Annotated in this window: 21 protein-coding genes and 2 pseudogenes; 16 read left to right on the forward strand and 7 right to left on the reverse strand. The window is 72.5% G+C overall.

From position 1 onward, the window contains the following. The 3 genes and pseudogenes from STRAU_RS42315 to STRAU_RS38920 form a co-directional block, all read left to right on the forward strand. Nucleotides 1-203, forward strand: a pseudogene (locus STRAU_RS42315) (hypothetical protein); the annotation flags it as partial. Further along, nucleotides 200-902: pseudogene (locus STRAU_RS08515) on the forward strand (response regulator). The pseudogenes STRAU_RS42315 and STRAU_RS08515, both read left to right, overlap by 4 nt. 48 nt (nt 903-950) lie before the next feature. Then, nucleotides 951-1,625, forward strand: a complete 675-nt coding sequence (locus tag STRAU_RS38920) for a hypothetical protein (RefSeq protein ID WP_016639858.1) — start codon at nt 951-953, stop codon at nt 1,623-1,625. A 12-nt stretch (nt 1,626-1,637) separates the two neighbouring features. Here the strand turns inward: STRAU_RS38920 and STRAU_RS08525 are convergent, their stop codons facing one another. After that, on the reverse strand, nt 1,638-3,791 hold the full coding sequence (locus STRAU_RS08525; RefSeq protein WP_259299861.1) for a tetratricopeptide repeat protein: 2,154 nt from the start codon (nt 3,789-3,791) through the stop codon (nt 1,638-1,640). Nucleotides 3,792-3,981: 190 nt separating this feature from the next. Between STRAU_RS08525 and STRAU_RS08530 the strand changes: the two genes are divergently transcribed. Genes STRAU_RS08530 through STRAU_RS38930 form a run of 5 tightly spaced genes read left to right on the forward strand, consistent with a single transcriptional unit; the run spans nt 3,982 to nt 11,434 of the window. After that, nucleotides 3,982-4,434 (forward strand): CU044_2847 family protein, encoded by a 453-nt coding sequence (locus STRAU_RS08530; RefSeq protein ID WP_016639860.1) that lies wholly within the window; start codon nt 3,982-3,984, stop codon nt 4,432-4,434. Then, the gene (locus STRAU_RS08535) at nt 4,418-6,679 is read left to right on the forward strand and encodes a VMAP-C domain-containing protein (protein ID WP_037658239.1); all 2,262 of its coding nucleotides are present in this window, start codon (nt 4,418-4,420) and stop codon (nt 6,677-6,679) included. The genes STRAU_RS08530 and STRAU_RS08535 overlap by 17 nt, the downstream gene beginning before the upstream one ends. Beyond that, complete coding sequence (locus tag STRAU_RS08540; protein ID WP_016639862.1) at nt 6,676-7,665, forward strand: AAA family ATPase; 990 nt, start codon at nt 6,676-6,678, stop codon at nt 7,663-7,665. Before STRAU_RS08535 ends, STRAU_RS08540 begins: the two co-directional genes overlap by 4 nt. Nucleotides 7,666-7,667: 2 nt before the next feature. Then, a complete protein-coding gene (locus STRAU_RS38925; protein WP_016639863.1) occupies nt 7,668-8,159 on the forward strand; it encodes a hypothetical protein in 492 nt (163 codons plus the stop codon). Beyond that, on the forward strand, nt 8,072-11,434 hold the full coding sequence (locus tag STRAU_RS38930; RefSeq protein ID WP_310592233.1) for an SAV_2336 N-terminal domain-related protein: 3,363 nt from the start codon (nt 8,072-8,074) through the stop codon (nt 11,432-11,434). Before STRAU_RS38925 ends, STRAU_RS38930 begins: the two co-directional genes overlap by 88 nt. Nucleotides 11,435-12,108: 674 nt before the next feature. On the opposite strand, the gene STRAU_RS08550 is transcribed toward STRAU_RS38930, so the two are convergent. Further along, nucleotides 12,109-12,780 (reverse strand): molybdopterin-dependent oxidoreductase, encoded by a 672-nt coding sequence (locus tag STRAU_RS08550; RefSeq protein WP_016639867.1) that lies wholly within the window; start codon nt 12,778-12,780, stop codon nt 12,109-12,111. Nucleotides 12,781-12,894: 114 nt separating this feature from the next. Between STRAU_RS08550 and STRAU_RS08555 the strand changes: the two genes are divergently transcribed. Beyond that, nucleotides 12,895-13,452, forward strand: coding sequence for a TetR/AcrR family transcriptional regulator (locus STRAU_RS08555; protein WP_037658295.1), 558 nt, complete (start codon nt 12,895-12,897; stop codon nt 13,450-13,452). 66 nt (nt 13,453-13,518) lie between these two features. Here the strand turns inward: STRAU_RS08555 and STRAU_RS08560 are convergent, their stop codons facing one another. Together STRAU_RS08560 and STRAU_RS08565 are read right to left on the reverse strand one after the other, a co-directional pair. Further along, the gene (locus STRAU_RS08560) at nt 13,519-15,090 is read right to left on the reverse strand and encodes an alkaline phosphatase D family protein (protein WP_016639868.1); all 1,572 of its coding nucleotides are present in this window, start codon (nt 15,088-15,090) and stop codon (nt 13,519-13,521) included. Continuing rightward, nucleotides 15,087-15,665, reverse strand: a complete 579-nt coding sequence (locus tag STRAU_RS08565; RefSeq protein ID WP_016639869.1) for a hypothetical protein — start codon at nt 15,663-15,665, stop codon at nt 15,087-15,089. The genes STRAU_RS08560 and STRAU_RS08565 overlap by 4 nt, the downstream gene beginning before the upstream one ends. A 282-nt stretch (nt 15,666-15,947) precedes the next feature. Between STRAU_RS08565 and STRAU_RS08570 the strand changes: the two genes are divergently transcribed. The 3 genes from STRAU_RS08570 to STRAU_RS08580 all read left to right on the forward strand — a co-directional run bounded on the left by STRAU_RS08570 (nt 15,948) and on the right by STRAU_RS08580 (nt 19,301). Then, nucleotides 15,948-17,846, forward strand: a complete 1,899-nt coding sequence (locus STRAU_RS08570; RefSeq protein WP_016639870.1) for a protein-arginine deiminase domain-containing protein — start codon at nt 15,948-15,950, stop codon at nt 17,844-17,846. A gap of 136 nt (nt 17,847-17,982) precedes the next feature. After that, nucleotides 17,983-18,630, forward strand: a complete 648-nt coding sequence (locus tag STRAU_RS08575) for an ATP-dependent Clp protease proteolytic subunit (protein ID WP_016639872.1) — start codon at nt 17,983-17,985, stop codon at nt 18,628-18,630. A 65-nt stretch (nt 18,631-18,695) separates the two neighbouring features. Beyond that, complete coding sequence (locus STRAU_RS08580; RefSeq protein ID WP_037658297.1) at nt 18,696-19,301, forward strand: ClpP family protease; 606 nt, start codon at nt 18,696-18,698, stop codon at nt 19,299-19,301. Here STRAU_RS08580 and STRAU_RS08585 read toward each other — a convergent pair. Further along, nucleotides 19,273-20,136, reverse strand: coding sequence for an NUDIX hydrolase (locus STRAU_RS08585; RefSeq protein ID WP_016639874.1), 864 nt, complete (start codon nt 20,134-20,136; stop codon nt 19,273-19,275). The two genes, STRAU_RS08580 and STRAU_RS08585, sit on opposite strands and share 29 nt — an antisense overlap. On the opposite strand from STRAU_RS08585, the gene STRAU_RS08590 reads away from it, so the two are divergent. Next, on the forward strand, nt 20,135-20,713 hold the full coding sequence (locus tag STRAU_RS08590) for a dihydrofolate reductase family protein (protein ID WP_016639875.1): 579 nt from the start codon (nt 20,135-20,137) through the stop codon (nt 20,711-20,713). The genes STRAU_RS08585 and STRAU_RS08590 overlap by 2 nt on opposite strands. A 101-nt stretch (nt 20,714-20,814) precedes the next feature. Then, entirely contained in the window at nt 20,815-21,150 is a 336-nt protein-coding gene (locus STRAU_RS08595) for a hypothetical protein (protein WP_037658242.1), read from the forward strand. 39 nt (nt 21,151-21,189) lie between these two features. Here STRAU_RS08595 and STRAU_RS08600 read toward each other — a convergent pair whose 3' ends face one another. After that, nucleotides 21,190-23,145, reverse strand: coding sequence for an APC family permease (locus STRAU_RS08600; RefSeq protein WP_016639878.1), 1,956 nt, complete (start codon nt 23,143-23,145; stop codon nt 21,190-21,192). A 208-nt stretch (nt 23,146-23,353) separates the two neighbouring features. On the opposite strand from STRAU_RS08600, the gene STRAU_RS08605 reads away from it, so the two are divergent. Then, the gene (locus STRAU_RS08605; RefSeq protein WP_203227366.1) at nt 23,354-24,205 is read left to right on the forward strand and encodes an AAC(3) family N-acetyltransferase; all 852 of its coding nucleotides are present in this window, start codon (nt 23,354-23,356) and stop codon (nt 24,203-24,205) included. A 45-nt stretch (nt 24,206-24,250) separates the two neighbouring features. Here the strand turns inward: STRAU_RS08605 and STRAU_RS08610 are convergent, their stop codons facing one another. Beyond that, nucleotides 24,251-24,814 (reverse strand): helix-turn-helix domain-containing protein, encoded by a 564-nt coding sequence (locus STRAU_RS08610; RefSeq protein ID WP_078621068.1) that lies wholly within the window; start codon nt 24,812-24,814, stop codon nt 24,251-24,253. 385 nt (nt 24,815-25,199) lie between these two features. Between STRAU_RS08610 and STRAU_RS08615 the strand changes: the two genes are divergently transcribed. After that, complete coding sequence (locus STRAU_RS08615; protein WP_016639881.1) at nt 25,200-25,652, forward strand: hypothetical protein; 453 nt, start codon at nt 25,200-25,202, stop codon at nt 25,650-25,652. Nucleotides 25,653-25,837 lie beyond the last annotated feature (185 nt).

Below are 25,837 nucleotides of genomic sequence, written 5' to 3' on the forward strand. Positions count from 1 at the left end.
GGGGGCCGCCCGTGCGGACGGCACTGACCGAGGTCACCGGCGGGGCGCGCAAGGCGCTGGCGGGCCTGCGGGACCTTCTGGACGCGCTGGAGGAGCCGGATGCGCCTGCTTCTGTGGTGCCGGTGCCGGTGCCGGTGCCGGTGCCGGTGCCGGTGCCCGAAGCCGTCGACGACATCCCCGCCATGAAGGAGGCAGACGCATGACCGTCCGCGTGGTCGTCGTGGACGACCAGGCTGTGGTCCGCGTCGGATTCGCGGCCGTCATCGACGCCGAACCCGACCTGACCGTGTCCGCGCAAGCGGCGGACGGCGCCGAGGCGCTGGAACTCGCCCGCGCCTGCCGCCCCGACGTGGTCCTGCCCCGACGTGGTCCTGATGGACATCCGCATGCCGGGCATGGACGGCCTGACCGCGACGCGCCTGCTGACCGCGATGGACCCGCCCGTGCGGGTCCTCGTCCTCACCACGTTCCGCCGCGACGAGTACGTCTTCTCCGCGCTGCGCGGCGGCGCGTCCGGATTCCTGCTCAAGGACTGCGAACCCCAGGAACTCGTCGACGCCATCCGCACGGTCGCCGGGGGCGAGGCGCTCCTCGCCCCCGAGATCACCCGCCGCCTCATCGACGCCTTCGCCACCGGCGCGGTCGGCCCGAGAGCCCGCCCGGACGGCCGCCTCGACGCCCTCACCGGGCGCGAACGCGACGTCCTGCGCGAGGTGGCCCGCGGCCTCAGCAACCCCGAGATCGCGGCGGCCCTCGGCATCGGCCGCTCCACCGTGAAGACCCACATGAACGCCCTGCTGGCCAAGCTGTCCCTGCGGGACCGAGCGCAGGCGATCATCTTCGCGTACGAGGTGGGCCTCGCGAGCCCCGGGGGCCCCGGGGGCCCCTCCGCGCGCGGATGAGAGCATGCGGTACCGCCGCATCTACGGGGAGACGGGGAGAGGCACAACGTGGCGCAGCAGCTCATGTCGTACCGGGTGGACTACCGCACGGATCCACCGCGGATCGTCAACTGGCGGCCGCCCCAGAAGTCGCGTGACGGCGGTGAACTGGCCTGGCTGCGCCGCGACCACGAGCCCGACCACGGCCGCGGTGCCCCGGCAGGCGGATGGCACGCGTCCGTACGCACCTTCCACATCAGCGTGGACGAGCAGGCCCCGCTGGCCCGCGTCCGGACCGAGCGGCAGCCGGGCCGGGGACAGGCCGTGTACCTCGTCGACGACGGGTACGGCGCCCCGCTCGGCCGGATCACCTACCGCCGCCGCCCGTTCGCCCGGCCCGAGTGGATCGTGGAGCCCACCGCGGGCCCGGCCGTGCGCGGCCGCAAGGGCCGCCTGTTCTGGTGGGCGGTGTGGTGGCCCTGGGGGCTGATGCTCAGCTGGGTGTCCGCGATCATGGCGATCTTCGCCGAGGGCGACGGCGGCTTCGGCCCGCCCCGCCGGGTGACCTGGCGCGACGCCTCCGGCCGCGTCCACCTCGTCTTCCGGGGCATCGCCGACGAGTACGAGGTCCGGGAGGAGGGCTGGGACCCCCGCCTGGTGAGCGCGCTCGTCGGCCTGCACCAGTCCTTCGACCCGTCGGAGGGGGCGCCGTCGGTGGGTTGGTACAGCGTGGCGCGGGCATGACCCGACACGGCGTCATGGTGCCTGGAGCAGGTCCTCCAAGCGCTGGGCATCGCTGGGGCTGAGGGAGCGGTAGATCGTCAAGGCTTGCTCATAACACTGTCGGGCTTCGTCCCGAGCGCCCTGCCCCTGAGCGGCTTGGCCGAGCATTTCCAGGGTGCGAGCCTGCCCGTGCAGGGAACCCGTCGCCTTGAACTCGGCTGATGCCCGCCGAAGTTGGCGGACACCGTCGTCGTGGTCCCCGGCACAGGCGGCGGCTTGTCCGAGGAACGCCAGGGCCCGGGCGGCGTCGTACCTGTCCCCGACGGCCAGCAGCCCGGCGCGGGCCCGAGCCAGGTGGCCGGTGGCCTCGGTGTAGTGCTGCCGGGCCATCGCGACCAGACCGATGCCCAGCCGGGACAGTGCCACTCCGCGCTCGTAGCCGATGGTCTCGCGTAGGAGGAGGGCCTGGCTGAGGCCGTCCTCGGCCTGGTCGAGCCGCCCGGCCAGCAAGTGCGCCTCGCCCAGACCGTTGAGCGCCTGCGCCTGCTGACGCGGATCCTCGTCCTCTTCCGCGTGTCGAAGCGCCTGCTCGTACCAGGAGGCGGCCTGGTCGGCCCGGCCCGCATTGCGGAACCCGCTTCCGCCGCCGGTCAGCATCCGGCCCTCGGCCCGGCGGTCGCCGGCTCGTCGTGCGGCCGCGAGTCCGATCTCGTGGGCCTCGATCCACAAGTCCGCGGGCCGCAGCCGGAGAAAGAGCGGCCAGATGGCGTCGACCAGTTGCCAGCAGGCGGTGTCCCACTGCGCTGCGGCGCTGTGGCGTACGGCGGCCATGAGGCATGTGCGGTGGGTGTCCAGCCACGTCAGTGCCTCGTGGGAATCCCGGAACGGGACCGGTTCGGCCGGAGGGTGCGCATAGGTGCGTGCCAGGCCCCGGTTCCGTGGCGAGAGCAGGGCGTCGGCCGCCGTGGCCGTGAACAGGCACCAGTCCACGAAACGCCGCAGCACTGTCGCGCGTGCAGCGGACGTCTCCTCGGCTTCGGCGCGCTGCCGGGCATGGGCGAGCACCAAATCGTGGAAGCGGTAGCCCTCTGTACCGAGGTCCTCCAACAGATTCGTCTCGACGAGGACGTCCAGCTCCTGATCCGCTCCATCCAGGGAGTTCGCACAGGCAGCGGCGACCATGTCCGTGTCGAAGCGGGTGACGGGCAGAAGCCCCATGCACCGGTACGTTCGCGCGACGTCGCGCGGGAGCAAGCGATAGGACTCATCCAAAGCCATGCGGATCGCCGCCGCTCCTTCCACACGTAATGCCTCCAGCGGACCTTGACCACGGGAGAGCGTGTCAGCCATGGCCGACACCGGCTGCCGGGGGCGAGCAGCCAGCTGTGCGGCGGCCAGACAAAGGGCCATGGGCAGGTGCGCGCACAGGGTCACCACGTCCCGCGCGGCCTGCGGCTCCTGCGCGACCCGGCTGCCGCCACCGCGGCGGAGCAGTTCCATGGCGGCTGCGGGACTCAGCGGATTCAGCTGGTGGAGGGACGCGCCATCGCCGACCAGGCCGCTCATCCGCCGCCTGCTGGTGACCACGACAACGCTTTCGCGCCCGCCAGGCAGCAGGGGCCGCACCTGAGCAGCCGTGAGCGCGTTGTCCAGCATGACGGCCACGCGCAGCTGCGCGGTGAGGGATCGCCACAACGTAACGCGTTCATCAGCTTGTACCGGAACCTCGGGTGCTCCCAACGCGCGCAAGAACCTTTCCAGTACACCGCTCGGGTCCAGTGGACCGGAGGGCGAGAAGCCACCGAGGTCCGCGTACACCTGACCGTCGGGAAACTCCCTCGCGAGGCTCCCGAGCCACCGTGAGACAAGCGCCGTCTTGCCGACGCCCGCGGCGCCGCTGACCACTATGAGCAGGGGCGACGTGGAGGGATGGCGGGCGCGACGGTCGTGCAGAGCCGCCAGATCCTCCTCGCGCCCGACGAAATGCGCGGATACGGGTGGCAGCTGCCGCGGTACGGGAAGGCGGGACGACTCGGTGCGATGGAGGTGGACTCCCCCGTACACCTCCCGCGCCTGGATGGACGGCCCCCAGACCTGAGCCGAGCCGTCGATCGTGTTGGCGTGCTCCGTACCCGCTTTCGGTGGCGATTCTGTCTGTGGCCGTCGCTTCAGCACGGACTTGCTCACGCCCTTCCGCTACAGGAGAAATCGGTGTCGGCGTTCGCCGTGAACAAACCCTGTGCGCACACCCCCTTGAAGCGGGAACCTACCCGCCGGGCATGGCCTTCGACCGGTTGGTGCCGGACGCGGGCCGACGTCGGCCCCGGATCTCGCTGATTGGCCCTTGCTCCTGGGGCTTTTCGGGCAGACTGCCAGGATGACTGACTTCGTCGAATTCGCTTTCGATGACGGGACGTTGCTCGCTCTTCAGGTCTTCGCCCCCCTTCCCGCGGCCCTCGCGGGCACGGAGGGCGAGACCGATGACGAAGGGGCGGTGCCGGGGTTCGGCACGTCCCGTCCGGTGGCGAGGGGCGGGCGGGTCATGGCGGCCACCGAAGGCGCGCTCGGCACACTGCTGGCCCCGCTGGTGCCCCTGCTGCAGCGCGTGCACGACACGGTCGCCACCGTGCCGGACGCCCCCGACGAACTGTCCGTCAGCTTCGGACTGCGTGTCAGCCAGGACCTGAAGCTCGGCGTGGTCGGCGCCACCGGCGAAGCCACCATGGTGATCACCGCGAACTGGCATCTGGCGTCGCCGGCCGCACCGGCCCCGGCTGTCGCGGACGTGGATTCGGCCGCCGGATCCGCGACCGGTGTCCGTGCTGGGTAGAACGCGGCGGTGGCTGCGCACGGCGGACGCGGGGGCCCGCCCTTCCCTGGTCTGCGTGCTCGGTGCCGCCCGCGGTGAGGTAGTCGGCAGCGGTGTGTACCTCGGTGAGGGGCGCGTTCTCACCTGCTCCCATGTCGTCAACGAGGCCCTCGGCCGGGACTGGTTCACCCAGGACGAACCCGCGGGCGCACAGGTCGAGGTGTCCTTCCCCGGCGGGGACCCGGGTGCCCCGCTCGTCGCCCGCACCGGCGCGTGGATACCCGCTCGCCGTGCGGCCCCGGGCGCGGCCGCGTCCCAGCCCGCCCGGACCGGGGACGCCATCTGGTACGGCGACCTCGCGGTGCTGCAACTGGAGGGCGCGGCACCGGAATTCTCACGGCCGGTGGACTGGGCGAAGATGGCCCGTGGCCAGCAGGTGCGGGCGTGGTACGCGGCCGGTCAGCCGTTCACGTACGCCGACGGCTCCGTGCAGTTGTGCGACGAGTCGCTCGGCTTCGTCGACGCCGAGCTGCGCGGAGCGGCCATCGGACCGGGCTACAGCGGGGGCCCGTTGTGGTGCGAGGACCACGGGGCCGCGGTCGGCATCGTCCTGGGTGTCATGGAACCGCCCCCTGGTGGGTTCGCCGCCGCCCAGGTGATCCGCAGAACCATTGTCCTGCCCTGGCAGGCCATCCATGCCGAACTGCACGCCGGTACGCCGCCCACGGCGGCGGCCGAGCCCGCCGCCGCCCCGCCCGGCGAACGGCCGCTCGCCCCGGTGGATCCCGCCACCCGGCACAGTCTCACCGCCCTGGTCGGCGGGCTGCTCCCCGACCCCGGCACACGCATGGCGCAGGGCCGACGGCTCGCCGATGAGCTGGATCTGGACATCACCGAGGCCACCCCCTCGGTGGACGAGATCGTGGAGATCCTCCTCACCCGCCCCCGGGGCATCGCCACACTGGTGGAGGGCCTTCCCGCCGACGACAGGCAGGATGCCCAGAAGCTGCTGGCCTTCGGGCGGGCTGCCCTCGTGCCCGGCCTGTTGTCCGTCCGTGAGTACGCATGGCTGCTGGACCTGCTGACCGAGGACCTCCGGGCGCGCTTGCCGGAAGCAGCTCGCGAGGCCCTTCCGCACACCACGCTCTTCGACGAACCGCTCGACCCCGTGGACTCGCCGCACGAGCGGCCCGGCCCCGGCACCGCGGGCCCCGCGACCGCTGGCGACGCGGAGCGGCTGATCGAGGCACTCGAGGAGTACTGGGGGGACAGCGCGCCCGTGCCTGACTGGTCGCCCCGGGTGCCGGCGTTGCTGCGCGCAGTGGAGTACCTGGCCGCCACCTGTACACCGAAGCAGACGCGGGAATTCTGGAAGTGGTCCGAGCAGGTCGCCCACCGGCTCGGGGTGGGACGGGAGGCGCTGGGCGAGCGCCGTGACGACGGCGCCGACTGGGCACGGCGGCGGCGCGAGCGCACCGAGCCGCCCAGCCCGCGGCTGACTGTCCACCTCACCCGCTGCTCCGGCGAGACGTACCGGTGTACGGCCTGGTACGACCCGGGTACCGGAAGCAGTGGCACCGAGCGGCAGGTCGTGGCCGACGACGCACCGCGCGTGCCCGCGGAGATCGCCCGCCTGGTGCACCACGTGCTCGTCCGCGAGACGGCGTCGGCCGCAGCTGCCGCCGTGCTGCCGGTCGTCGAGGTCCTGCTCGATCCGGAGGACCTGGACGTCGCCGTCGACCAGTGGGAGGAGGAGGCCGCGCCCTACGAAGTGCCGGTCGTCCTGGGCGCGGAGTACGCCTTGGTCGTCCGCTGCCCCGAAGTACGCAACCGGGCACCGGACTCCCTGCAGAACTGGCGGTCGCGCTGGGCCGCCATCGACCGCGGCGGACTGCTGCGCATCGACCACCGGCACACGACGCCCCGTCAGGTGTACGGGCTGCTCAAGGCCGACCTCGCGGTAGCCCGCGTCATCATCGACTGCCCGCCGCAGCACCGGGCCGCGCTGCGCGCGGCATGCCTCGTGCTCGGGGTTCCCGTGGTCGTCTGGGACCGGCAGGCCGTCCCCGGTGACCAACTCACGGCGCTACTGCTCAACGGTGCGGTCCGCAGTCTGCCGCACCGGGTGCGGCAGCACCGGGCCCGCGCGCTCGCCGAGGGGGACAGGGCCGGTGTCCTCGCCCCCGCCCTGGTGTGGGACGACGCGTCCCGCCCGCCGCCACGGGCCCTGTGGATCGATCCCACCGTCGAGGAGAGTGCCCCATGACCGATGTGACCGACACGGGGCAGGCCGCATCGGCCGACGACTGGCGCCTTTTCCGGGGCGACGGCCAGGTGCGGCCACTGCTGCTGCCCGAGCCGCCCCCCTGGCGCCGCTTCGGCCTCGACGAGCGGGAGTCCGGCGCGGTGCCCGCCGACCCGCACCGCCCGTACCTCATCGACCAGCCGCAGATCGACGTGGTCAACGCCGCACTGCATCTGCGCCGCCCGCTGCTGGTGACCGGGCATCCTGGGACAGGCAAGTCCTCGCTCGCGTACGCCATCGCGCACGAGCTGTCGCTCGGCAAAGTGCTGCGCTGGCCGGTGAACAGCCGGTCCACGCTGGCCGAGGCGCTCTACCAGTACGACGCGGTGGGACGCCTGCGGGAGACCAGCCTGAGCCAGGACCAGGGCACGCAGCCGCCGGACATCGGTCAGTTCATCCGGCTCGGTCCGCTCGGCACCGCCCTCGTACCGGGCGAGCATCCCCGGGTGCTGCTCATCGACGAACTCGACAAGGGCGACGTCGACCTGCCCAACGATCTGCTGACCGTCTTCGAGGAGGGAGAGTTCGAGATCCCCGAACTCTCCCGGCTGCCGGCCGGGCAGAACCAGGCATCGGTACACACCGCGCACGGAAGCGACCCGCATGTCGTGGTGGGCGGCCTCGTCCGGTGCCGTGAGTTCCCCGTCGTGGTGATCACCAGCAATGGTGAACGCGAGTTCCCGCCCGCCTTCCTGCGGCGCTGTCTGCGGCTCGACCTGCCCGACCCCGACGAACGGCGGCTGCGTGCCATCGTCGCCGCCCATCTCGGCCCCGACGCGGTACCGCGGGTGGACGACCTCATCGGGCTGTTCCTGGCACGCCGCGCCCCCGGGGAACTGGCCACCGACCAGCTGCTCAACGCGGCACATCTCCGCCTCGGCGGCGTGGACCTCGACGCCAAGGGGCTGCTCGAAGCGGTGCTCCACCAACTGGGCGGATCGGTATAGGCATGCCGGAGCGGGTCCTGCGCATTCTCCAGCACCTCCGCGAGCAGACGACCGCGGTGGAGCTGGCCGAGGTGCTGTGGCTCGCGCAGCGCGTCCCCCAGGGGGAGAACGCGCCGCTCGCACTGGCGCTCCTGCGGGAGAGCGGGGGCGGCGCGCCGCCGTCCGAGGACGCGGGGGCGGACACGGGCACCGCGCCCGAAGCAATGCTGCCGCCCTCGCTGCACGAGGAGGAGGGGCCGTCCGAACTCCATGCGACAGCCGAGCAGCCCGAGGCGGACAGCGGGACCGACGACGCCGACACGCCACCCGGCGACGCCGGTTCCCAGAGCGATGCCGATGCCGATGCCGATGCCGATACCGAGGGAGCGATGCCGATGCCGATGCCGATGCCGATACCGAGGGAGAGCTGCCCGAGGCGCCGCCCGCGCCCGAACCTCCCAGAGCCCTTGCCCTGCGCATCTCGCACCCGCGCTCCCTGTCCGGCCTGCTGGTGACGGCCCGGGCGCTGCGCCCGCTGAAGCGCTACCGCCCCAACCCGCGCCGGCACGAGATAGACGAGACCGCCACGGCCGATCGAATCGCCCACACCGGTCTGCTGGACGTCGTCACACGTCCCGAACGGGAGCGCTGGCTGGATCTGGCACTCGTCGTCGACGACAGCGGATCGATGCTCCTGTGGCAGCAGTTGTGCACCGAAATGCACGCACTCTTCGAGCGGTTGGGAGCGTTCCGGCAGATTCGCACCTGGGGCCTGAGGCTGGGGGACGGCCGGACGCCGATGCTGTCGCCACGGCCCTTCGGGGCGTCACGGAGCCTGGTACCGCCCGCGGTCGTCGACGACCCGTCGGGGCGCACCATGACGGTCGTCATCTCGGACGGCGCCGGCCCCGGTTGGCGTACGGGAGCGATGGAGGCCCAGCTCGCCCGCTGGGCCTCCCGCGGCCCCACCGCGGTCGTCCACGCGCTCCCCGCGAGGATGTGGCGGGGCTCGGCGCTCCCGGTGCGGCGCTGGTCGGTGCACGTCCCGCAGCCGGGCGCCGCGAACGGCGAGTGGCGGATCAGGGATCCGCTGCTGCCGCCCGAGATCAGCCCGTTCATCGGCACCCCCGTCCCGGTCCTCGAACCGGCACCGCGTGAACTGGCCGCCTGGGCGCGGATGACTGTGGCCGGCGGCACGAGCGCCGCCCTGCCCCTGTGGGACCCCCGGGCGGGCCGGGAGGGCGACGACGCCCCGGACGCGGTCTCCAGTGACCAGACGGTACGGCAGTTCCGCCGGACGGCGTCCCCGGAGGCATACCGGCTGGCCGCCCATCTCGCCGCGATCGCGCCCCTCACGGTGCCCGTCATGCGGCTGGTCGCCGAGGCCGTTCCGTGGAGCGCCACGACAGCGCATCTGTCGGAGGTGTTCCTCGGCGGGCTGATGCGGCAGGCCGAGCAGGCGTCGCCCGACGGTGCCGCGTCGGCGGGAACCAGGAGCTTCCGGCACAGCCAGCGCGTCTTCTCGTTCACCGAGGATGCCTGCGACATCCTGCTGGACGCCGTACCGACCGCCGAAGTCGTCGAGACGGCCCGCCAGGTGTCCGCGCTCATCGGCGAACTGATGGGCCAGGCACCCGAATTCACGGCTTGGCTGACGCGCCCGGACGGCACCGACCTGCTGCCGGAGCACGCGCAGAACTTCGCCTGGCTCGGTTCGGCCCTGCTGCAGCGGCTCGGCCTGACGGACACCGAGGGGCAGGACTGGGTCGAACCGCCGCCCGTGCCGGAGGAGGAACCCCGCAGACCATCGCGGCTTGCCTATCCCCAGGCGCCGTGGGTCGGGTACTCGACCCGGCCGCGGTCGGGGTGGTTCACCTGGCAGGGGCTCTCGGCCCGGGACCCCAAGACCATCGGTGGATACCGCCTGCTGGGGGGAGCACCGGAATCGGGGGCCACCAGCGTGTATCTCGGGCGCAGCCCGGAGGGCGACTCGGCCGCCGTGCGCCACGGCAATCCGTACGCGGAGAGCGCCGCCGAGGCCACGAGCGATCTGGTGTTCGTGGAGGCGGCCGCGCTCGCCAGGTTCGATCACGTCTGCCTGCCCGTCCTCTTCGACCACGAGGCGGACACCGCCCACCCCTGGACGGCCGTCTCACCGGTCACCACGCCCACCGGTGGCCGGGTGCCGCATCTGGCCGACGTCGTCGTCGAAGCCGGGCCGCTCGGCGTCGAGGCCACCCTCAGCCTCGGCCAGCGCCTCGCCTCGGCGTTGGCGCACAGCCATCGTGCCGGCGTCGTCCACGGGCGTCTGTCGCCGGGGCACATCCTGCTCACCGGCGACCATCCCGTCATCACCGGCTGGCACCGCGCGACCATCGACGGACGACCGCCCAACGCGGGAGCCGATCCGGCGCGGCCCGCGGACGACCTCAGGGCGCTGGCTGCGATCCTGGTCCACGCGGCGCTCGGTGCCGAGCGGCCCGCACCCCGGTACCACCGCGACTCCGACACGCTGGAGGACCTCGACGAGGCCGCCTGGGGCGCAGTCTCTTCGTGGCCGCCGACATGGTCGGCGGTGGACGCGGCGGTCCAGGCCATGGTGGCGCGGTGTCTGCGCGGCCCGGCGGACACTCCGGCCACGGCCGACGGCGTCCTCGCGCTGTTGCGCGACCGATTGCCGCGCCAAAACGCGGACTTCGCCCCGCTCCGGGACTGGCTCTCGGCTTCCGCGCGGGATCTGGTCGGCGACGGGGTGCACCTGCGGACGCCGCCCCGGAACTCCAGTCGTTGGGAGCCGTTCGGTGCGCAGATCCCGGTGACGCCGGAGCAGGCGCCCGCCATCGGACAGGCGCCCGCCATTGGACAGGCATCCCGGGACGCGGCTGACGACTGGAAGTGGCTGCGGCTGCCCGGGGACGTCCCGCTCCCGCGCAGGCGCCGACGACGGAGGCGCGACCCGTTGCCGATGGTGCTCCGGCCCCGGCCGGACGGCCTGGCAGGGCACTGCGTCGTCGCCATCAGCCCGCACCAGAGCTCGGGGCGCAGCACCGTCGCCGTACAGCTCGCCTCCGCGCTCGCGGCCCGGGCGAGCGCGGCGCGTGGCGCGCGGGACCCCGTCGTCATGCTGCCGTTGGACCGACGGCTGGGCGTCGTCGGATACCGCCTGCGCGACCCCGATGCCGCGACGGTCACAGCCCGTTTCTCCGCCGACGCCGGACAGGTGCCGCTCCACCCCGACAGCTGGGTCACGCTCGCCGATTCCCGCGGCGCCCACTTCCTGTACGCACTAGTGCCAGCCGACGGCGTGTTGCGGCGCGACACCTGGACCTGCCGCCGACGCGTCGACTGGCTGAGGTCCTTCGGCACGGTGGTGGTGGATGCCGTCGGCACCTTTCTGCCGCCGGAGGAGAGCCTTCGCGGCCTGCTGGGCGATGTCGACCACGTGGTCGTCACCGCGACCGTGCGGCAGGCGCATCTCGGCGCGGTTCAGGGCCAGTTGGACTGGCTGTCCGGGCACGGATACGAGCAGCTGGCGCGCACCGCGACGGTCGCCTTGTCGGACGTCGACGTGTCGGCTGTGGGCGGCGACGCTCCCGGGGCGGCCGAGCTGTTCGGCCGCAGGGCCGGGAACGTGCGCGTGATCCCCTACGATGCCGCGTTGCACCGCGGCGGGCTGGTCGACCACGCCCGACTCGACGAAGCCACACGCCGCGCGTTCGACGACCTCGGCCGTACGGTCGGCGCGGCCCTGGACTCCGCGAGGCTCCTCGGGCGGCGCCGAGGCCGTTGAGGCGGAGGAACCGAGCCGGACGGCGGGGGCCGGAGTTCTGTGGGTAAGCGCATGATGAGACGAGACTGCCGGTGCGCCGCACGCCGGACTTGGCGGCCGTCTCCTCGTCGTGGAAGCCCGGCTCTTCCACGACGGTCAGGGCGGGGAGGGCGCACAACCGTCCCGATGGTGATCCCGGCCAGCCGGATGGCCGTGTCCTTCGACTCGAAGCTCAGATCGGCCGGGGGTGGCGCGGTCCTCGTACTCGCGGAGTTGGACGTAGTCAACTGCACGCCTGCTGAAAGGCGTTGGGGCCTTCCGGGTGATGTGGGGGGCAACGACGAACGCCAGGCTTTCGACGCACGTGTTTGAGACGGAGCGGAAGACGCACTATCTCGCGGCGGATGCCGGGTGGGGGGTACACCGACCCGCGCGACGAGCAGCCCGGCCCGTTTCGATCAGTGGCCGAAATGCCGGAGGTGGACGCACAGCTGCGCGGTGAGGAGGGCTGGGACCCCCGCCTCGCTCGTCGGCCTGCGCCAGTCCTTCGACCCGTCGGAAGGGGCGCCGTCGGCGGGTTGCTACGGAACGTGATTGGTACGGAACGTGAGCGGAACCTCGTCCACGTGCCGTGGGCCGGACGGCCGAGCGCGGCGGACGGCTCGGCACGGCGACGCGGGCCCGCGCGACGGATGTCACCGTGGCCCGGTGCGGCTGCCTCGTGCGCTCAGCCTGCGGATCGGCGCGATCAGCAGCCGGTAGACGGGCCGCACCGCACGGCCGGGAAGGTGGCGGTGCCGCTCCTCCTTCCAGACCCTTGCCCGGTGGTGTCCCGCGATGGGCGACCACCGGTCGGGGTCCGGGGGCCGGGACGTGTGGCACTCGATGCGGCACAGGTGCTTCGTGCTGACGAAGCCGTACTGGCTGGGGCTGACCAGTCGGAGCGGAGCACCGTGGTCGGCGTCGATCGGCTGCCCGTCGAGACGGTCGGCGATGAGCACGTCGTCGGCCAGGGCGTCCTCGAGCAGCACGGTCGACCGATAGCCGTCGAGTCCTTGGAAGGTGAGATGGCTGATCGGCGCGCCCGTGGTCTGCAGCGGTTCGATCCACGTGCGGTAGACGGCCGCGAACGTGACGCCTTCCCACAGGAGGCCGGTCGCCGACCATCCGGCGACGCAGTGGAAGTCGGCGCCGCGTTCTTGGCGTGGCAGCTTCGCGAGGTCGGCCGGGGTGAGGGTGACGGTCCCGGTCAGGTCGCCGCCGATCTCGATCACCGGGTCGGCGGGGACGGGCGGGGGCGGGTGATGCAAGTGGGTGCCGAAGCGCGGGAATCCTTCGGCGGCACGTTGGCCTGGGGGAAGCGTCATGTCGATCCTCCCGTGAAAATTTGTCCGGCCCTCGATCCATACAGGGCTGTATGGGAATCGACAGTAGGGTGATCCATACAGTGCTGTACAGATGATGGAGAGGTGACCTGCACCATGGCCGTGGCGCGTACCCCGCGCAGCAGTTGGATCGCCGCGGGCCTGCGGGCCTTGACCACCGGCGGGGTGGAGGCGGTGCGGATCGAGTTGCTGGCACAGGCACTCGGCGTCACCAGGGGCGGCTTCTACTGGCACTTCACCGACCGTCAGGCCCTGCTGATGGAAATGCTCGACGCCTGGGAACAGGACGTGACCACAGGCGTCATCGAGAAGGTCGAGGCCGGCGGCGGTGACGCGCGCACGAGGCTGCGGCGCCTGTTCTCCGTCGCCGCTTCCGGGGACGGCCTGCTCACGGACATCCACACGGACTTCGCGGTGCGCGACTGGTCGCGGCGCGACTCCGCGGTGGCGGAACGGCTGCGGCGCGTTGACAACCGGCGGATGAACTACCTGCGGCGGCTGTTCGGCGAGTTCTGCCCCGATCCCGACGAGGTCGAGGTCCGCTGCACGCTGTGCTTCACGGTGTGGATCGGCAACCGCCTGCTCACCGTCGACCACGGCGAACGCACCCCGGCCGAGGTCATGGAACTCATCCAGCGCCGACTCATCGAGTAGGGACGGCGTTCGCGGGTGGTGCCCCGGACCCGGCGAAAGCACGGGGTCCGGGGCCGTTGGGTGAAGCTATGCGGCGTCCCTGCGGTACTGCGCGGGCGAGTTCTTCGTGTCCTCGTCCTCGTACGAACCGGCCTTGCCCCGGTCCACGTGGAACGTGGTCAGCGTGCTGACGGGGGAGCGCGGGTCGCGGCGGTCGCCGATGACCCGCATGTGCGCGCTGAACCGCTCCGGCGTCACCTCGTACACGTCGTAGCCGTACCGGTTGCCCTCGAAGTACTTCAGGTGCGGATTGGCCTTGCCCATCAGCGGGCCGTTGGCCGCGTTCCACTCCGCGGAGTACGCGCCCGACGTCACCGAGTGCGCGGTGAACTCCGTGCCCACCAACGGGGACTCCGGCTCGTCGAAGTCCGTGCGGACGTCGTCGACGAACGCCGAGTGCCAGTCACCGGTGATGACGACCAGGTCCTCCAGGCCGCTCTTGTGCACGTGCCCGAGGACCTCCTTGCGCTCGGCGAGGAAGCCGTCCCACTGGTCGGTGAACATGTACGAGCCGCCAGGACGGCCCCGGAGCTGGCTCAGCATGATCGAGTTGGCCCACACGTGCCAGGCGTCGGGCGCCCGGTCGACGGTCTTCTTCAGCCACGCCTTCTGCTCGGCACCCAGGATCGTGCCGTCCGGCAGGTTCTGCGCCGAGCGGTACGAACGCAGGTCGAGGACGGCCAGCTCGAGCAGGTCGCCCCAGCGCCGCACCCGGTGGATCTCGGGGTCGGGCAGCGCGGACCCGCCGAAGGAGTCGCGGTGCGGCATGTGCTCGAACCACGCCTGGTACGCGGCCGCGCGCCGCCGCATGAAGGGTGCGCCGCCGCCGGTACCGCTGTAGTCGTTGACGACCTCGTGGTCGTCCCAGGTCAGGAACCACGGGTGGGCGGCGTGTGCCTCGCGCAGCGATTTGTCGCCCTTGTAGAGAGCGTGCCGTTTGCGGTAGTCGGCGAGCGTGAGGATCTCCGGGCCGTCGTGGTCGCGCACGTGCTTCTCGGGTACGCCGCCGACCTGGCCGTGCTCGTAGATGTAGTCGCCGAGGTGCACGACGAAGTCGACGTCCTCGCGGGCTATGCCCCGGTGGGCCGCGTAGTAACCGTCGTGGAACGCCTGGCAGTTGGCGGCCGCGAAGGTGACCTTGGAGACGCGGCCGCGCGGCGCCGTCTTCGTACGCCCGACTCGTGACGTCTTGCCGAGCGCCTTGAACGCGTACCAGTAGTGGCGGCCGGGGGCGAGGCCGCTCACCGGCACGTGCACGCTGTGCCCGAGCGTCGCCGACGCCGGGGCCTTGCCGCGGGCGACGACGCGGCGCAGCCGGGCGTCCTTGGCGACGACCCACTCGACCTCGACGACCTCGGGAAGTCTCTGTTCGGCGGCGAGGGGTTCGGGCGCGAGTCTGGTCCACAGCACCACGGAGTGCGGCTGCGGATCGCCGGACGCGACGCCGAGCGTGAAGGGCGCGCGGTCGTACTCGGCGCCCAGGTTCTCGGCGGCCTCACGGGCCTGTGCCGGGGTGAGGCCCGGGGCGAGCGGCCAGGCGAGGCTGAGCGCGCCGGCGGCCGCGGCGGACTTGAGCAGGTCACGGCGGTTGACGGTCATCGGCGGCCTCCGGTGGGCTCAAGGGTGAGGGAAAGGGCGTCCGCGTAGCCGTCGTTGGAGGTCCCGCCGCCGCTGCGCGTGAAGACGAGCAGGACCCGTGCCGAGCGGGCGGTGGGCGGCACGGCCGCCTCGGCCGTGCGCTCCAGGAGCCCGGTCCTGCCCTGACGGTCGGCCGCGCTCACGGGCCCGAGGACGCTGAGGGCGACCGGGGTGCCCTTGGCGTCGCGGAACTCCACGGAGAGGCGCGCGCCGTCCTCCTGCCCGGCGTAGCCGCCGAGCCAGCCCGCCAGGGTGTACCGCACCTTGCCCGCGTCGACGGCGCGGCGTCCGGTCGGGCCGCTCCTGGGCAGGTCGATGTCCTGCACGAGTGCGGTGCGCGGGCTGTTGCCGCCCGCGAAGAACCGGCTGCCGCGGCGGGCCGGGCCGGGGTCCGACGCGGTCGGGTAGCCGCCGCCGAGACTGTAGGCGATGAGCGCCGGGGCTCCCTGGGCGACCTTCCAGCCGCGGACCGTCGCGACGGGGTCGGCGGTGCCGCCGGACCCGCTCTCCGCGTCGCCGTTGACGACGAGATTCACGCACGCCTCCTGTGATCGGTGAGTTGAGCGCGGTCAGCCCACCAGTCCCGTGTGAACCAGGAGAAGCATTCCGGCGAATTCTGTTACCTGCGGCCTACCGCAGCACCCCGCCCTTCACCGGGCCCGCGCGTAGGTTCCGTTTCTTTCCTCCCGCAGCGTCAACCTCCCGGCCCTCAAGGGCCTCTTCCTCTGCAACGGCCCTCGCCACTGACCAGAGGGCCGGGAACAAGGAGGGGAACTGTGCGCACGCACAGATGGAGAAACATCGCCCTGGCGACCGGCATGGCCTCGGTCCTCGCGGCCACCGGCGCCACCGCCGTCGCCGAGACCGGCAGCACGGCCACGCCCCGGACACCCGACCTGCGCGCCGACGTGAACCGGGACGGCGCCGTCGACGTCGAGGGCGGCACCGACACCGCCGGTGAGAACACCTGGACCCAGCGGCGCGGCGCGATCGTGCTGCCGAACGTCGACGACGACGCCAAGCGCTGCCCGGTCAAGGACGCGCGCGGCAGGCCGCTCTCGGACGCCAAGCTGGCGAAGTGCAACGACGCGTCGGACACCAAGGTCAACGGCGCGCGCGACGCGGCCGACCTGGCCCGGCTGCGCACCGTGCCGATGCCCAAGGCCGCCGCGGGCAGCCACGGCACCGTCAAGACGGTCGGCGCCGGCGCCAAGAAGTCCCGCCTCTTCATCAAGCGGGACGGCCGCTGGTCCCTGCTGCGGCCCACCGACCGGCTGACCACCAAGGAGCTGCGCACCGGCGTCGAGCTCGGCATCGAGGCGACCGACGTCGTGCGCGACGCGGCGAAGTGGAACGGGGAGGTGAAGGTCCGCCTCACCGTCACCGGCGGCGGCACGTCCCGCTCCGACGACGTCGTGTTGCGCACCGCCCCGGTGCTCACCCACCACCATCTGCAGAAGGCCGAGGAAGTCCTCGTCACCGAGGTGCAGGGCGAGGGCGAGTACAGCCGCGCCCAGCAGAAGTTCGTCAAGAACCTGGCCAAGAAGGTGAAGGACGCCGGGATCAGCAAGCCCATGACCAAGTTCACCAAGTACGCCGACCCCTGGGCGCAGGACTTCGTCGAACCGGCCTACGCGAGCATGCCGGGCCCGGGCGGCAAGCAGCACACGATGCGCGTCCTCATCCGCTCCGCGCAGCCGGACCGGGACGCCGGACGCGAGCTGTTCGAGAAGCTGCGCGGCCCGGACGTCGGCGTCGTCCAGGTCAGCGGGGTGCGCGACAACGAGGAGTGGACGCTCAACTCCATGGGCAACCTGGAGACCATTCCGCCGTACAAGCTGGGGAACAAGAGCTACCCCGCCGGGCGCATCATCCAGGGCTACCGCAAGGACAACGGCTCCAAGCCCGCCAAGGCGATGCGTACGTTCCTGTCCTCGCAGGGCGTGCAGGCGCCGCTGCTGCTCGACACGTCGTGGCTCTCGGTCGGGCACGTGGACGAGTTCGTCCAGTTCCTGCCCGCGGACACCCCGCGCGGCTGGCGCATAGGCGTCGCCGACCCGGCCATGGGTGTGGAGCTCCTCGCCAAGGCCAAGCGGGACGGTCATGGCGCCAAGAAGATGTTCTCCGTGCCGAGTTCCCCGGGCGTCCCGGCGCCCAAGGAGACCATCGACAAGGTCCTCGCCTCGTCGAAGTTCCACGCCGACAACAAGCTGGCGGCCGAGCGCATCAAGGCGAACCTCGACATCCTCAAGCGCGAGACCGGCATCACCGACGACGAGATCGTCAAGGTGCCCGGCCTGTTCACGCGCGACGGGGACGAGAGCAGCGGCCTCAGCGACAGCCGCAAGCTGCGCCGCATGGGCCCCGACCGGCTGCAGAAGTTCAACCAGCTGCGCGGCGCCGACGAGCAGAAGGACCGCGGCGGCGACGGCGGCACCGCCCGCCGGGCCCCCACCCGCACGCACAGCGCGTACGTGCCGGGCGCCGTCAACGGCGTCCTGCTCAGCCCGACGAGCTACCTGGCGCCCCAGCAGTGGGGTCCGGTCATCGGCGGCCGCGACATCTTCACCGATGCCGTGACCTCGGTGTACGCCAAGGCGGGCTTCAACACGACGTACATCGACGACTGGTACACGTACCACCTCGGCATGGGCGAGGTGCACTGCGGCACCAACACGCTGCGTGATGCCACCGCACCCTGGTGGCCCAAGGCGTAGGACCCCGCCCGGGGCAGGGCCCTGCCGAAGCGGCTCTGCCCTGGGCGAATCTGCCGACGGCCGAGAAACCGGCCGATCCGCCTCGTCGCGATCCACAGTGGTCCCACCGACCGCACCACGACGAGGAGGCCCCGCGATGACACCACCGCACACCGACTGGCCCGCGCACCCGCGCGCCGAGGACGGGGACACCCCCGCCACCCGCTTCGACGACCAACTGGCCGCCCAACTGCTCGGCCAGCGCATCGTGTTCCTCGGCACCCAGGTCGACGAGGTCTCCGCGAACCGGGTCTGCGCCCAGCTCCTGCTGCTGTCCGCCGAGGACCCGCGCACCGACATCAGCCTGTACATCAACAGCCCCGGCGGCTCGGTGCACGCCGGGCTCGCCATCTACGACACGATGCGGCTGATCCCCAACGACGTGTCCACCCTCGCCATGGGATTCGCCGCCAGCATGGGCCAGTTCCTGCTCACCGTCGGCACCCCGGGCAAGCGCCACGCGCTGCCGAACGCGCGCATCATGATGCACCAGCCGTCGGCCGGCGTCGGCGGCACCACCGCCGACATCGCGATCCAGGCGGAGAACCTGGAGTTCACCAAGCGGTCCATCGAGGCCATCACCGCGGAGCACACCGGGCAGACCCCGGAGACCATCGCCCGCGACGGCGACCGCGACCGCTGGTTCACGGCCGAACAGGCCAAGGAATACGGGATGGTCGACCACGTGGTCACGTCGCTCGCCGACGTCCGCCCGGCCGCGTCGAAGCGACGGATGGGACTGTAGAGATGGGACACCACACGACGACCATGGGTCCGAAGAGGGCGACCATGGGCCCGAACACCATGACCATGGGCCAGTACACGATCCCGACCGTCGTCGAGCGCACCCCGCAGGGCGAGCGCGCCTACGACGTCTACAGCCGGCTGCTGTCCGAGCGGATCATCTTCCTCGGCACCGAGATCGACGACGGCGTCGCGAACGTCGTCATCGCCCAGCTGCTCCACCTGGAGTCCGCCGCTCCCGAGCACGAGATCGCGCTCTACATCAACTCGCCCGGCGGATCCGTCACTTCCCTCATGGCGATCTACGACACCATGACGTTCGTCGGCGCGCCCATCTCGACGTTCTGCGTCGGCCAGGCCGCCTCGACGGCCGCGGTGCTGCTCGCGGGCGGCGACCCCGGGCGGCGGTTCATCCTGGAGCACGCCCGGGTGCTGCTCGGACAGCCCGCGAGCGGCGGCCAGCAGGGCACCGTGTCGGACCTCAGCCTGCACGCCAAGGAGATGGTCCGCATCCGCGCCCAGGTGGAGGAGGTCCTCGCCCGGCACACCCACCACGACGTGGCGACGCTGCGTGCCGACACCGACCGGGACAAGGTCTTCACCGCGCGGGAAGCGGTCGAGTACGGCCTCGCCGACGAGGTCGTCAGTCGCCGCCGCGCGACCGTGGGCTGACGCTCGCGGTCTGCGCGTGGCGGGCGACGACCGGCTCCAGGTAGTCCGCGTGCGGCCCGGGGAGGCCCGCGAGGTCGGCCCGGGAGCCGACGAGGGCGATCCGGTCCAGTTCCGGTTCGCGGCCCCGGGCCGTCTCGGCGGACACCAGGGCCGCGAACCGCGCGCGCAACTCCGGCGCCGGACGGCACGGGGCGAGGAACAGGACACCGACGCTGCCGTGGGCGCCGCGCGTGACGAGACACAGGGTCAGGTCGTCGGGCGCCGCCTCGACGCCGGTCTCCTCGGCCAGTTCACGGGCGGCGTGGCGGCGCAGGGCGGCCAGGTCGAGCGGCCGGTCCCCGGTGGGCGGTTCGGCGGATCCGCCGGGCAGTTGCCAGCGGCCGGGCGTGGACGTGGACGGCGCCATGCGTCCCACGAGCAGCCGCCCGTCCGGGGCCGGCTGCACGACGTCCACGAAGAGGGCGGGCAGGCACGCGGTGGCGCCGGGCACCCGGCGCAGGGCATAGCGCCGGTACGTCGTCCTCGCCCAGGCGAGCACCAGGCTCCCCGGCCCCTCCCAGGACAGTCCCGCGCACGCCGCCACCGGCCCGTCGAAGAGGCTGGGGTTGGCCCGGACCGCCTCGTCCCAGGCGCGGTCCATGGCCAGCTGCTCGCCGGGCGGCGGCTGGGGCGCGGGGGTCTCCACGAGGCGGATGCGGCGTACGTCCAGGAGGTCCACGCTCGGCGTGCGGGGGACGGGCAGCCCGACTCCGGAGGTCCAAGAGCGATGAGTCTCGCCGTGGTCGCCGGTCTCCATCTCCACCACGCGATCGGCCGCACTCGAGGAGAGCATCATGACCGCAACCTACACATTCGACGTCTTTTCCAGCCTTGACGGCTTCGGCGCCGCCGGCGGCGACTGGACCGGCTACTGGGGCAAGCAGGGCCCCGAGCTGCTCGACCACCGCCTCGCCCTGTACGGCGAGGAGCAGCGGATGGTGTTCGGGGCCAACACGTATCGGGCGTTCGCGCGGATGCTGGCCTCCAGCACCGAGGAGTCCGAGGTACGCGATCCATGGGTCACACGGATGAGGAACCTGCCGGCCACGGTGGTGTCGACCACGCTGACGGGGTCCCTCGACTGGCCGGACGCGCACGTCGTGAGCGGCGACGCCGTCGACGTCGTCGCCCGGCTCAAGGAGGAGTCCAAGGTGCCGTTGCGCTCGCACGGCAGCCTGTCGATGAACCGGGCGCTGATGGCCGCCGGTCTGGTCGACCGCGTCCAGGTGACGCTCTTCCCTGTGATCACCGGCCGGACCGGCCTCGACCCGATCTTCCAGGGCGCGGCCGACTTCGACCTCGAGCTGATCGAGCACCGGACGCTCGACAGCCACATCCAAGAGCTCGTCTACCGGCCCACCCTGCACGCCTGAGCCTCTCGTCCCGCCCGCCGAGTTGCCGGACGGCGGCAGCCGATGTGATCTGGACAGAGCAGTGAGCGCCGGGGGAGCACGCCGACCGGAGGAGCGAGCGCATGACAGCGGAGCCCGTGACGGAGACCTTCGCGTTCGCCTGCGGCGACTGCGGCCACGTCTGGGAGGCATCCTTCCAGGTCATGTTCTTCACCGACCCTGTCGGCCAGAACACGCAGGAGTACGTCGACGAGGCGGGCAAGGCCCTCAGGTCCCCGCTGGCCGACGCGGTGTGTCCCCGGTGCGGCGGGCGCAAGGTGCACGTCATGGCACCCGAGTTCGCGGACCGGGCGAGGGCCGCGGAACACGCCGACCGTCCCGAGCGACACCACCTGCGTCTCCCCCACCGCCACCACGACGCGCCGCGCGGCGAACCCGGCGACCCGCCGCCGTCCTGACCCAGCCACGACGGCGATCTCGACGACGACGGGGGGCGGTCACGCGCCCTCGCGCCGGCCGGGCACGCTGTACGGCAGCACCGTCACAGCCACCGACGGCAGGTCCTCCAGGGCGTGGGCGAGACGCTCGGCGGTGCCGCGGTGCAACAGGCGCCCGAGGAGGGTGCGGTAGGCGTGGCGCGGGATGAGCAGGGTCAGGGCGGTGCGGCCGTCGGCCGTCGTGTCGGCAGCCAATTCCGCCAGGGCCCGCTCCAGGCGGCGGTCCGGACAGTCGACGACCTCCAGGGGCACATCCGTCGCCCGGGTCCCCGACCACTGTGCCGCGAGATGCCGGGCACGGGGGGCGTCGACGGCGACGTGCACGGCCCGTACCTCGTCGGGGCGCAGCTCGTGGGCGTACCGCAGTGCCTGGAAGGCTGCCGGGTCGAAGGCGTCCACCAGGATCTGCATCACATGCCGCTGCCGGCGCGGCCGGTCGCTCTCCTCCGCGGGCGGCAGCGCCTCCAGCGCGGCGGCCTCGGCGCGGTACTCGCGGTTGATCCGTACGAGCACCCACACGCCGAACGGGAAGACCACGACGACCAGCCAGGCGCCCTCGGTGAACTTGGTGACCGCGAAAATCAGGACGACGGCCGCGGAGACGATCGCGGCGGTCGCGTTGACGGCGATCTTCCAGGAGCGGCCTGGTTCCCGCCGCCGCAGGTGATAGGCGGTCAGACCGGAACCGGCCATGGTGAACGCGGTGAACACCCCGATCGCGTACAGCGCCACCAGCTTGTCGACGTTGGCGTTCGTGACGAGCAACAGGGCCAGCGAGACGGCGGCCAGACAGATGATGCCGTTGGAGAAGACGAGCCGGTGGCCGCGCCGGGTCAGCTGCCGGGGCAGGAAGCGGTCCTCGGCGACGAAGCTCGCCAGGTACGGGAAGCCCGTGAAGGGCGTGTTCGCGCCGGTGTAGAGGATCAGCGCGGTGGCGAGCTGCACGAAGACCAGGCCGGCCGTGCCCGCCCACCCGCCGCCGAAGACGAGATGCGCCTCCTGCGCGATCACCGTGGGGGTGCCGTCGGTGTACGGGATCGCGTGGGTGACGTGGGCCAGCCAGGACACCCCGAGCACCAGGACCCCCAGGGCGCAGCTCATCGTGATCAGCGTGCGGCGGGCGTTGGCGCCCTGCGGCTCGCGGAACACGGAGATGCCGTTGGAGATCGCCTCGAGCCCGGTGAGCGAGGAGCCGCCGTTGGCGAACGCGCGCAGCACCATGAACAGCGAAGCCCCGTACAGCCAGCCGTCCCCCGGCTCGCCCAGGGCCACCGCCCCCGCGGCCCGTACGTCGGCGTGCGGCAGCTCTCCCAGGGCCCAGCGGGCCGCGCCGACCAGGAGCATCAGGCCGACCGCCGCCATGAACAGGTAGGCGGGCACGGCGAAGACCCGGCCCGCTTCCCTGAGCCCGCGCAGATTGCCGTACGCCAGGATCAGCACCATGCCGACGCTGACCGGCAGTTGGAGATGGTCGATGCCGGTCCAGTCGTCGCCGACCAGGTGCGCGAGCGAGATGAGCGCGTTCGTGCCCGCCGAGACCTGCACGGCGACCGTGACGACGTAGTCCACGAGCAGCGCGACGGCGGCGATCTGGGCGACGTCGGGACCGAAGTTCTCCCGCGCCACGACGTACGAACCACCGGCCCGCGTATAGATCATGACGACGTCGCTGTAACACAGCGTCAGCAGGACCAGGATCAGCAGGATCGCCCCGGTCACCGGCATCACCAGCGTGAACGCGGCCACACCGACGACGGGGACGAGGACGCGCAGCATCTCCTCGGTGCCGTACGCCGACGAGCTGACGCAGTCCGAGGCGAGCACGCCGAGCGCGGTGCGGTTGCCGAGCTTCTCCTTGCGCAGGCGCGCGGTGACCAGCGGCGGACCGAGGAGCTGCCGCTTCAGGCGGTAGGAGAGCGGATCCGGGATGCCTGGGGCACGGTCGGTCGTGGACATGTGCCCATGACACCGGCGACCGCCCCCGAAGCCGAGCGGCCACCCCGCCCGAGGGCCGATCGGGCTACGTCCGGATCGCCTCGTCGCCACCGCCTGCCGCCCTGCCAGACGCGGAGCCTTCGGCGTACGACACGTGTTCGCGGCGGGGCGACGCATACTCGGTGAGAGTCATCCCGGCGCAGCACCGGACGGAAGGGAACGCGACATCGTGACGATCACCGCCGAACAACTCGTCGCAACGATCGACGAACTGGCGCTGGCACAGCGGCCGGTCATGGTCCACGCATCGCTGCGGTCCTTCGGCGAGCCCGTGGACGGCGGGCCGGACGCCGTACTGGACGCCTTGCTCTCCCGCGGCTGCACGATCCTGGTCCCGGCGTTCACCGAACCGCAGTTCGCCGTCGTTCCACCGGCCACGATGCGCCCGGCTCGCAACGGCATCGACTACACGGCGCTGCCCGGCAAAGTGGCGACCCCCTCCGAGGCCGACGCCTGTTACACGTACACCGTCGACTGCCGCGTCATCAACTCCCGCATGGGCGCCCTTCCGGCCCGACTGCTCGCCCGGGGCGACGCGAGGCGGGGCCGGCACCCGCTCAACTCCTTCGCGGCAGTCGGGCCACAAGCCGCCGAACTGGTCGCCGCACAGACCCCGACCGACGTGTACGGGCCTGTACGTACCCTCGCGGACGCGAACGGCGCCATCCTGCTGCTGGGTGTCGACCTGAATCGGATGACCGCGCTGCACCTGGCCGAACAGAGCGCCGGCCGCCGGCTCCCCGTCCGCTGGGCGCGCGCAGCCGACAGCAGAGTGATCATGGTGGAGACAGGGCCGTGCTCGGAGGGATTCCCACGCCTGGAACCGTGGCTGCGCCCGCTGGCACGCACCGCCCGGGTGGGCGGGTCCCGGTGGAGCGCCTACCCGGCGAAGGAGACACTCACCGCCGCGGTCGCCGCCATGACCGCCGATCAGAATGTGACCCACTGCGCCGACCCCGAGTGCCTGGCCTGCCGGGACTCGGTGGCCGGCGGCCCGATCGGCCCGGCTCCGCTGGGATGACGCAACGGAACCCGACCACGGTCACGCCAGCTTGCGTGCAGGCGCCTAGGCGGCGAGCCGGAGCCGGGCCTGGAACCGGCCGGGCCGGGCCGCTCCGTGCGCGGGTGCGACGGGGGTCGTGACCACCGACACCGCCCGCTCCTGGGCGAGCGCGGTGGGTGCCGTGGCCCGGCGGTCGCGGGCGTGCGGGCGGCGCGTGGCCGCGACCAGCTCGCCGTGGGTCAGCGCGAGCAGGTCGGCGAGGCTGAGGCCGAGCGCGGCGGCCGCCGCGGCGAGCACCTCGGAGGACGCCTCCTTGCGGCCGCGCTCCACCTCGGAGAGATAGGGCACCGAGATCCGCGCCGCGTCCGCGACGTCCTTCAGCGTGCGCTCCTGGGCGTTGCGCCGGCGGCGCAGGACGTCTCCGACGAGGTGGCGCCACAGCGGTTCCCTGGGAGCGGGCGTGGGCGCCGGGGCGGCGGCCGGGCGTGAGGCGGGGGCGGCTGTCGCCGGGGCCGCGGCCTCCTCGGCCTCGGTCGGTGGCGCGGGGCGCAGGGGGATGACGCGGGCGGCCCGGCCCGTCGGGTGCGGAGGGCGCGGGGCCGGAGTGGCCGGGGCCGCCGGGTTCATCGGGTTCGTCGCGTGGCTGCTCACGGCATCAGGGTAGGAGCAGCGATCCGGCGGCGGTCGGCGTTCTGCCGTGGGCATAGCGGGTTCTGCCGTGGGCGAAGTGCGTTCTGCCTGCGGCGAAGCGGGAACGCCCCGGGTGGTCCGGGGGCTGCTCGAGAAGCGGTCGCGTCGGGAACCTGCTCGCGTCGGGAACCTGTTCACCTTGGCAACCTGCTCACGTCGGCAACCTGCTCGCGTCGGCAACCTGTTCACCTCGGGAACCTGTTCACGTCGGGAACCTATTCAAGTCGCCCGCACGTTGAAGCGATTGGCGCCCTGGGCGCCCTCCGGGTGCTGCCCGGCACCGCACCACCCCGACGACCAAGACCCGACCAGGAGGCCCCGAGTGCCGTATCGCACCCGGTCGGCGCGCCTGGCCGCGTCCCTGCTCTCGGCCGTCGTCGCCGTCCTGGCGTTCGCAGTCCCCTCCTCCTCCCGCGCCGCCACCGCGATCGGCGCCGCCGCCCAGCACTGGGTGACACCGGCCGCCGCCGCACAGCTGAGCGGCACGCACACCGCCAACTCCCCGGGCCAGCAGCGGCCCAGGGCCCACGGCGCGCACGTCTCGTACGGCGCGGAGGGCCCGGCGGGGACCCGAGCGGTCCACGCGGCCGTCGCACATCTCCACCAAGGGCACCTTCCGCACCCGCCGTTCCCCGGGACCACCGGCCCCGGCACCGAGCGCGCGCCGCACCGGTCCCTCGGCGGCCCGGACGCCCGCCTGTTCACCTCCACGCCGCCCGCGCAGTTCGCGCACGCGGCGGCCGAGCCGCGCGGCCCCCCTTCACGACGGAGCTGACGACACCTCACCGGACGCCGCGCCCCACCGGCCGGAGCCTCCGGGGCGCGAGCGCGCCCCGAGCCGGCCCGGATGCCGGGGCCCGTCCGCCCTTCGTCATGACCTCCCGCTGAGGGCCCCTCATGGCCCTCCCGCCGAGGTCTTCACGGCCTCCTCCTGAGGCCCTCCTGGCGTCCCGTGACGCC

This window comes from Streptomyces aurantiacus JA 4570 (genome assembly GCF_000414115.1).
Classification (GTDB): domain Bacteria; phylum Actinomycetota; class Actinomycetes; order Streptomycetales; family Streptomycetaceae; genus Streptomyces; species Streptomyces aurantiacus_A.

Excerpts from the sequence above, each read along its gene's own strand:
- STRAU_RS08530 (WP_016639860.1), top strand. The coding sequence starts at position 3,982 with ATGACTGACTTCGTCGAATTCGCTTTCGATGACGGGACGTTGCTCGCT.
- STRAU_RS08540 (WP_016639862.1), top strand. The coding sequence starts at position 6,676 with ATGACCGATGTGACCGACACGGGGCAGGCCGCATCGGCCGACGACTGG.
- STRAU_RS38925 (WP_016639863.1), top strand. The coding sequence starts at position 7,668 with ATGCCGGAGCGGGTCCTGCGCATTCTCCAGCACCTCCGCGAGCAGACG.
- STRAU_RS08550 (WP_016639867.1), bottom strand. The coding sequence starts at position 12,780 with ATGACGCTTCCCCCAGGCCAACGTGCCGCCGAAGGATTCCCGCGCTTC.
- STRAU_RS08555 (WP_037658295.1), top strand. The coding sequence starts at position 12,895 with ATGGCCGTGGCGCGTACCCCGCGCAGCAGTTGGATCGCCGCGGGCCTG.
- STRAU_RS08560 (WP_016639868.1), bottom strand. The coding sequence starts at position 15,090 with ATGACCGTCAACCGCCGTGACCTGCTCAAGTCCGCCGCGGCCGCCGGC.
- STRAU_RS08570 (WP_016639870.1), top strand. The coding sequence starts at position 15,948 with ATGGCCTCGGTCCTCGCGGCCACCGGCGCCACCGCCGTCGCCGAGACC.
- STRAU_RS08575 (WP_016639872.1), top strand. The coding sequence starts at position 17,983 with ATGACACCACCGCACACCGACTGGCCCGCGCACCCGCGCGCCGAGGAC.
- STRAU_RS08580 (WP_037658297.1), top strand. The coding sequence starts at position 18,696 with ATGGGCCAGTACACGATCCCGACCGTCGTCGAGCGCACCCCGCAGGGC.
- STRAU_RS08590 (WP_016639875.1), top strand. The coding sequence starts at position 20,135 with ATGACCGCAACCTACACATTCGACGTCTTTTCCAGCCTTGACGGCTTC.
- STRAU_RS08585 (WP_016639874.1), bottom strand. The coding sequence starts at position 20,136 with ATGATGCTCTCCTCGAGTGCGGCCGATCGCGTGGTGGAGATGGAGACC.
- STRAU_RS08595 (WP_037658242.1), top strand. The coding sequence starts at position 20,815 with ATGACAGCGGAGCCCGTGACGGAGACCTTCGCGTTCGCCTGCGGCGAC.
- STRAU_RS08600 (WP_016639878.1), bottom strand. The coding sequence starts at position 23,145 with ATGTCCACGACCGACCGTGCCCCAGGCATCCCGGATCCGCTCTCCTAC.
- STRAU_RS08610 (WP_078621068.1), bottom strand. The coding sequence starts at position 24,814 with ATGAACCCGGCGGCCCCGGCCACTCCGGCCCCGCGCCCTCCGCACCCG.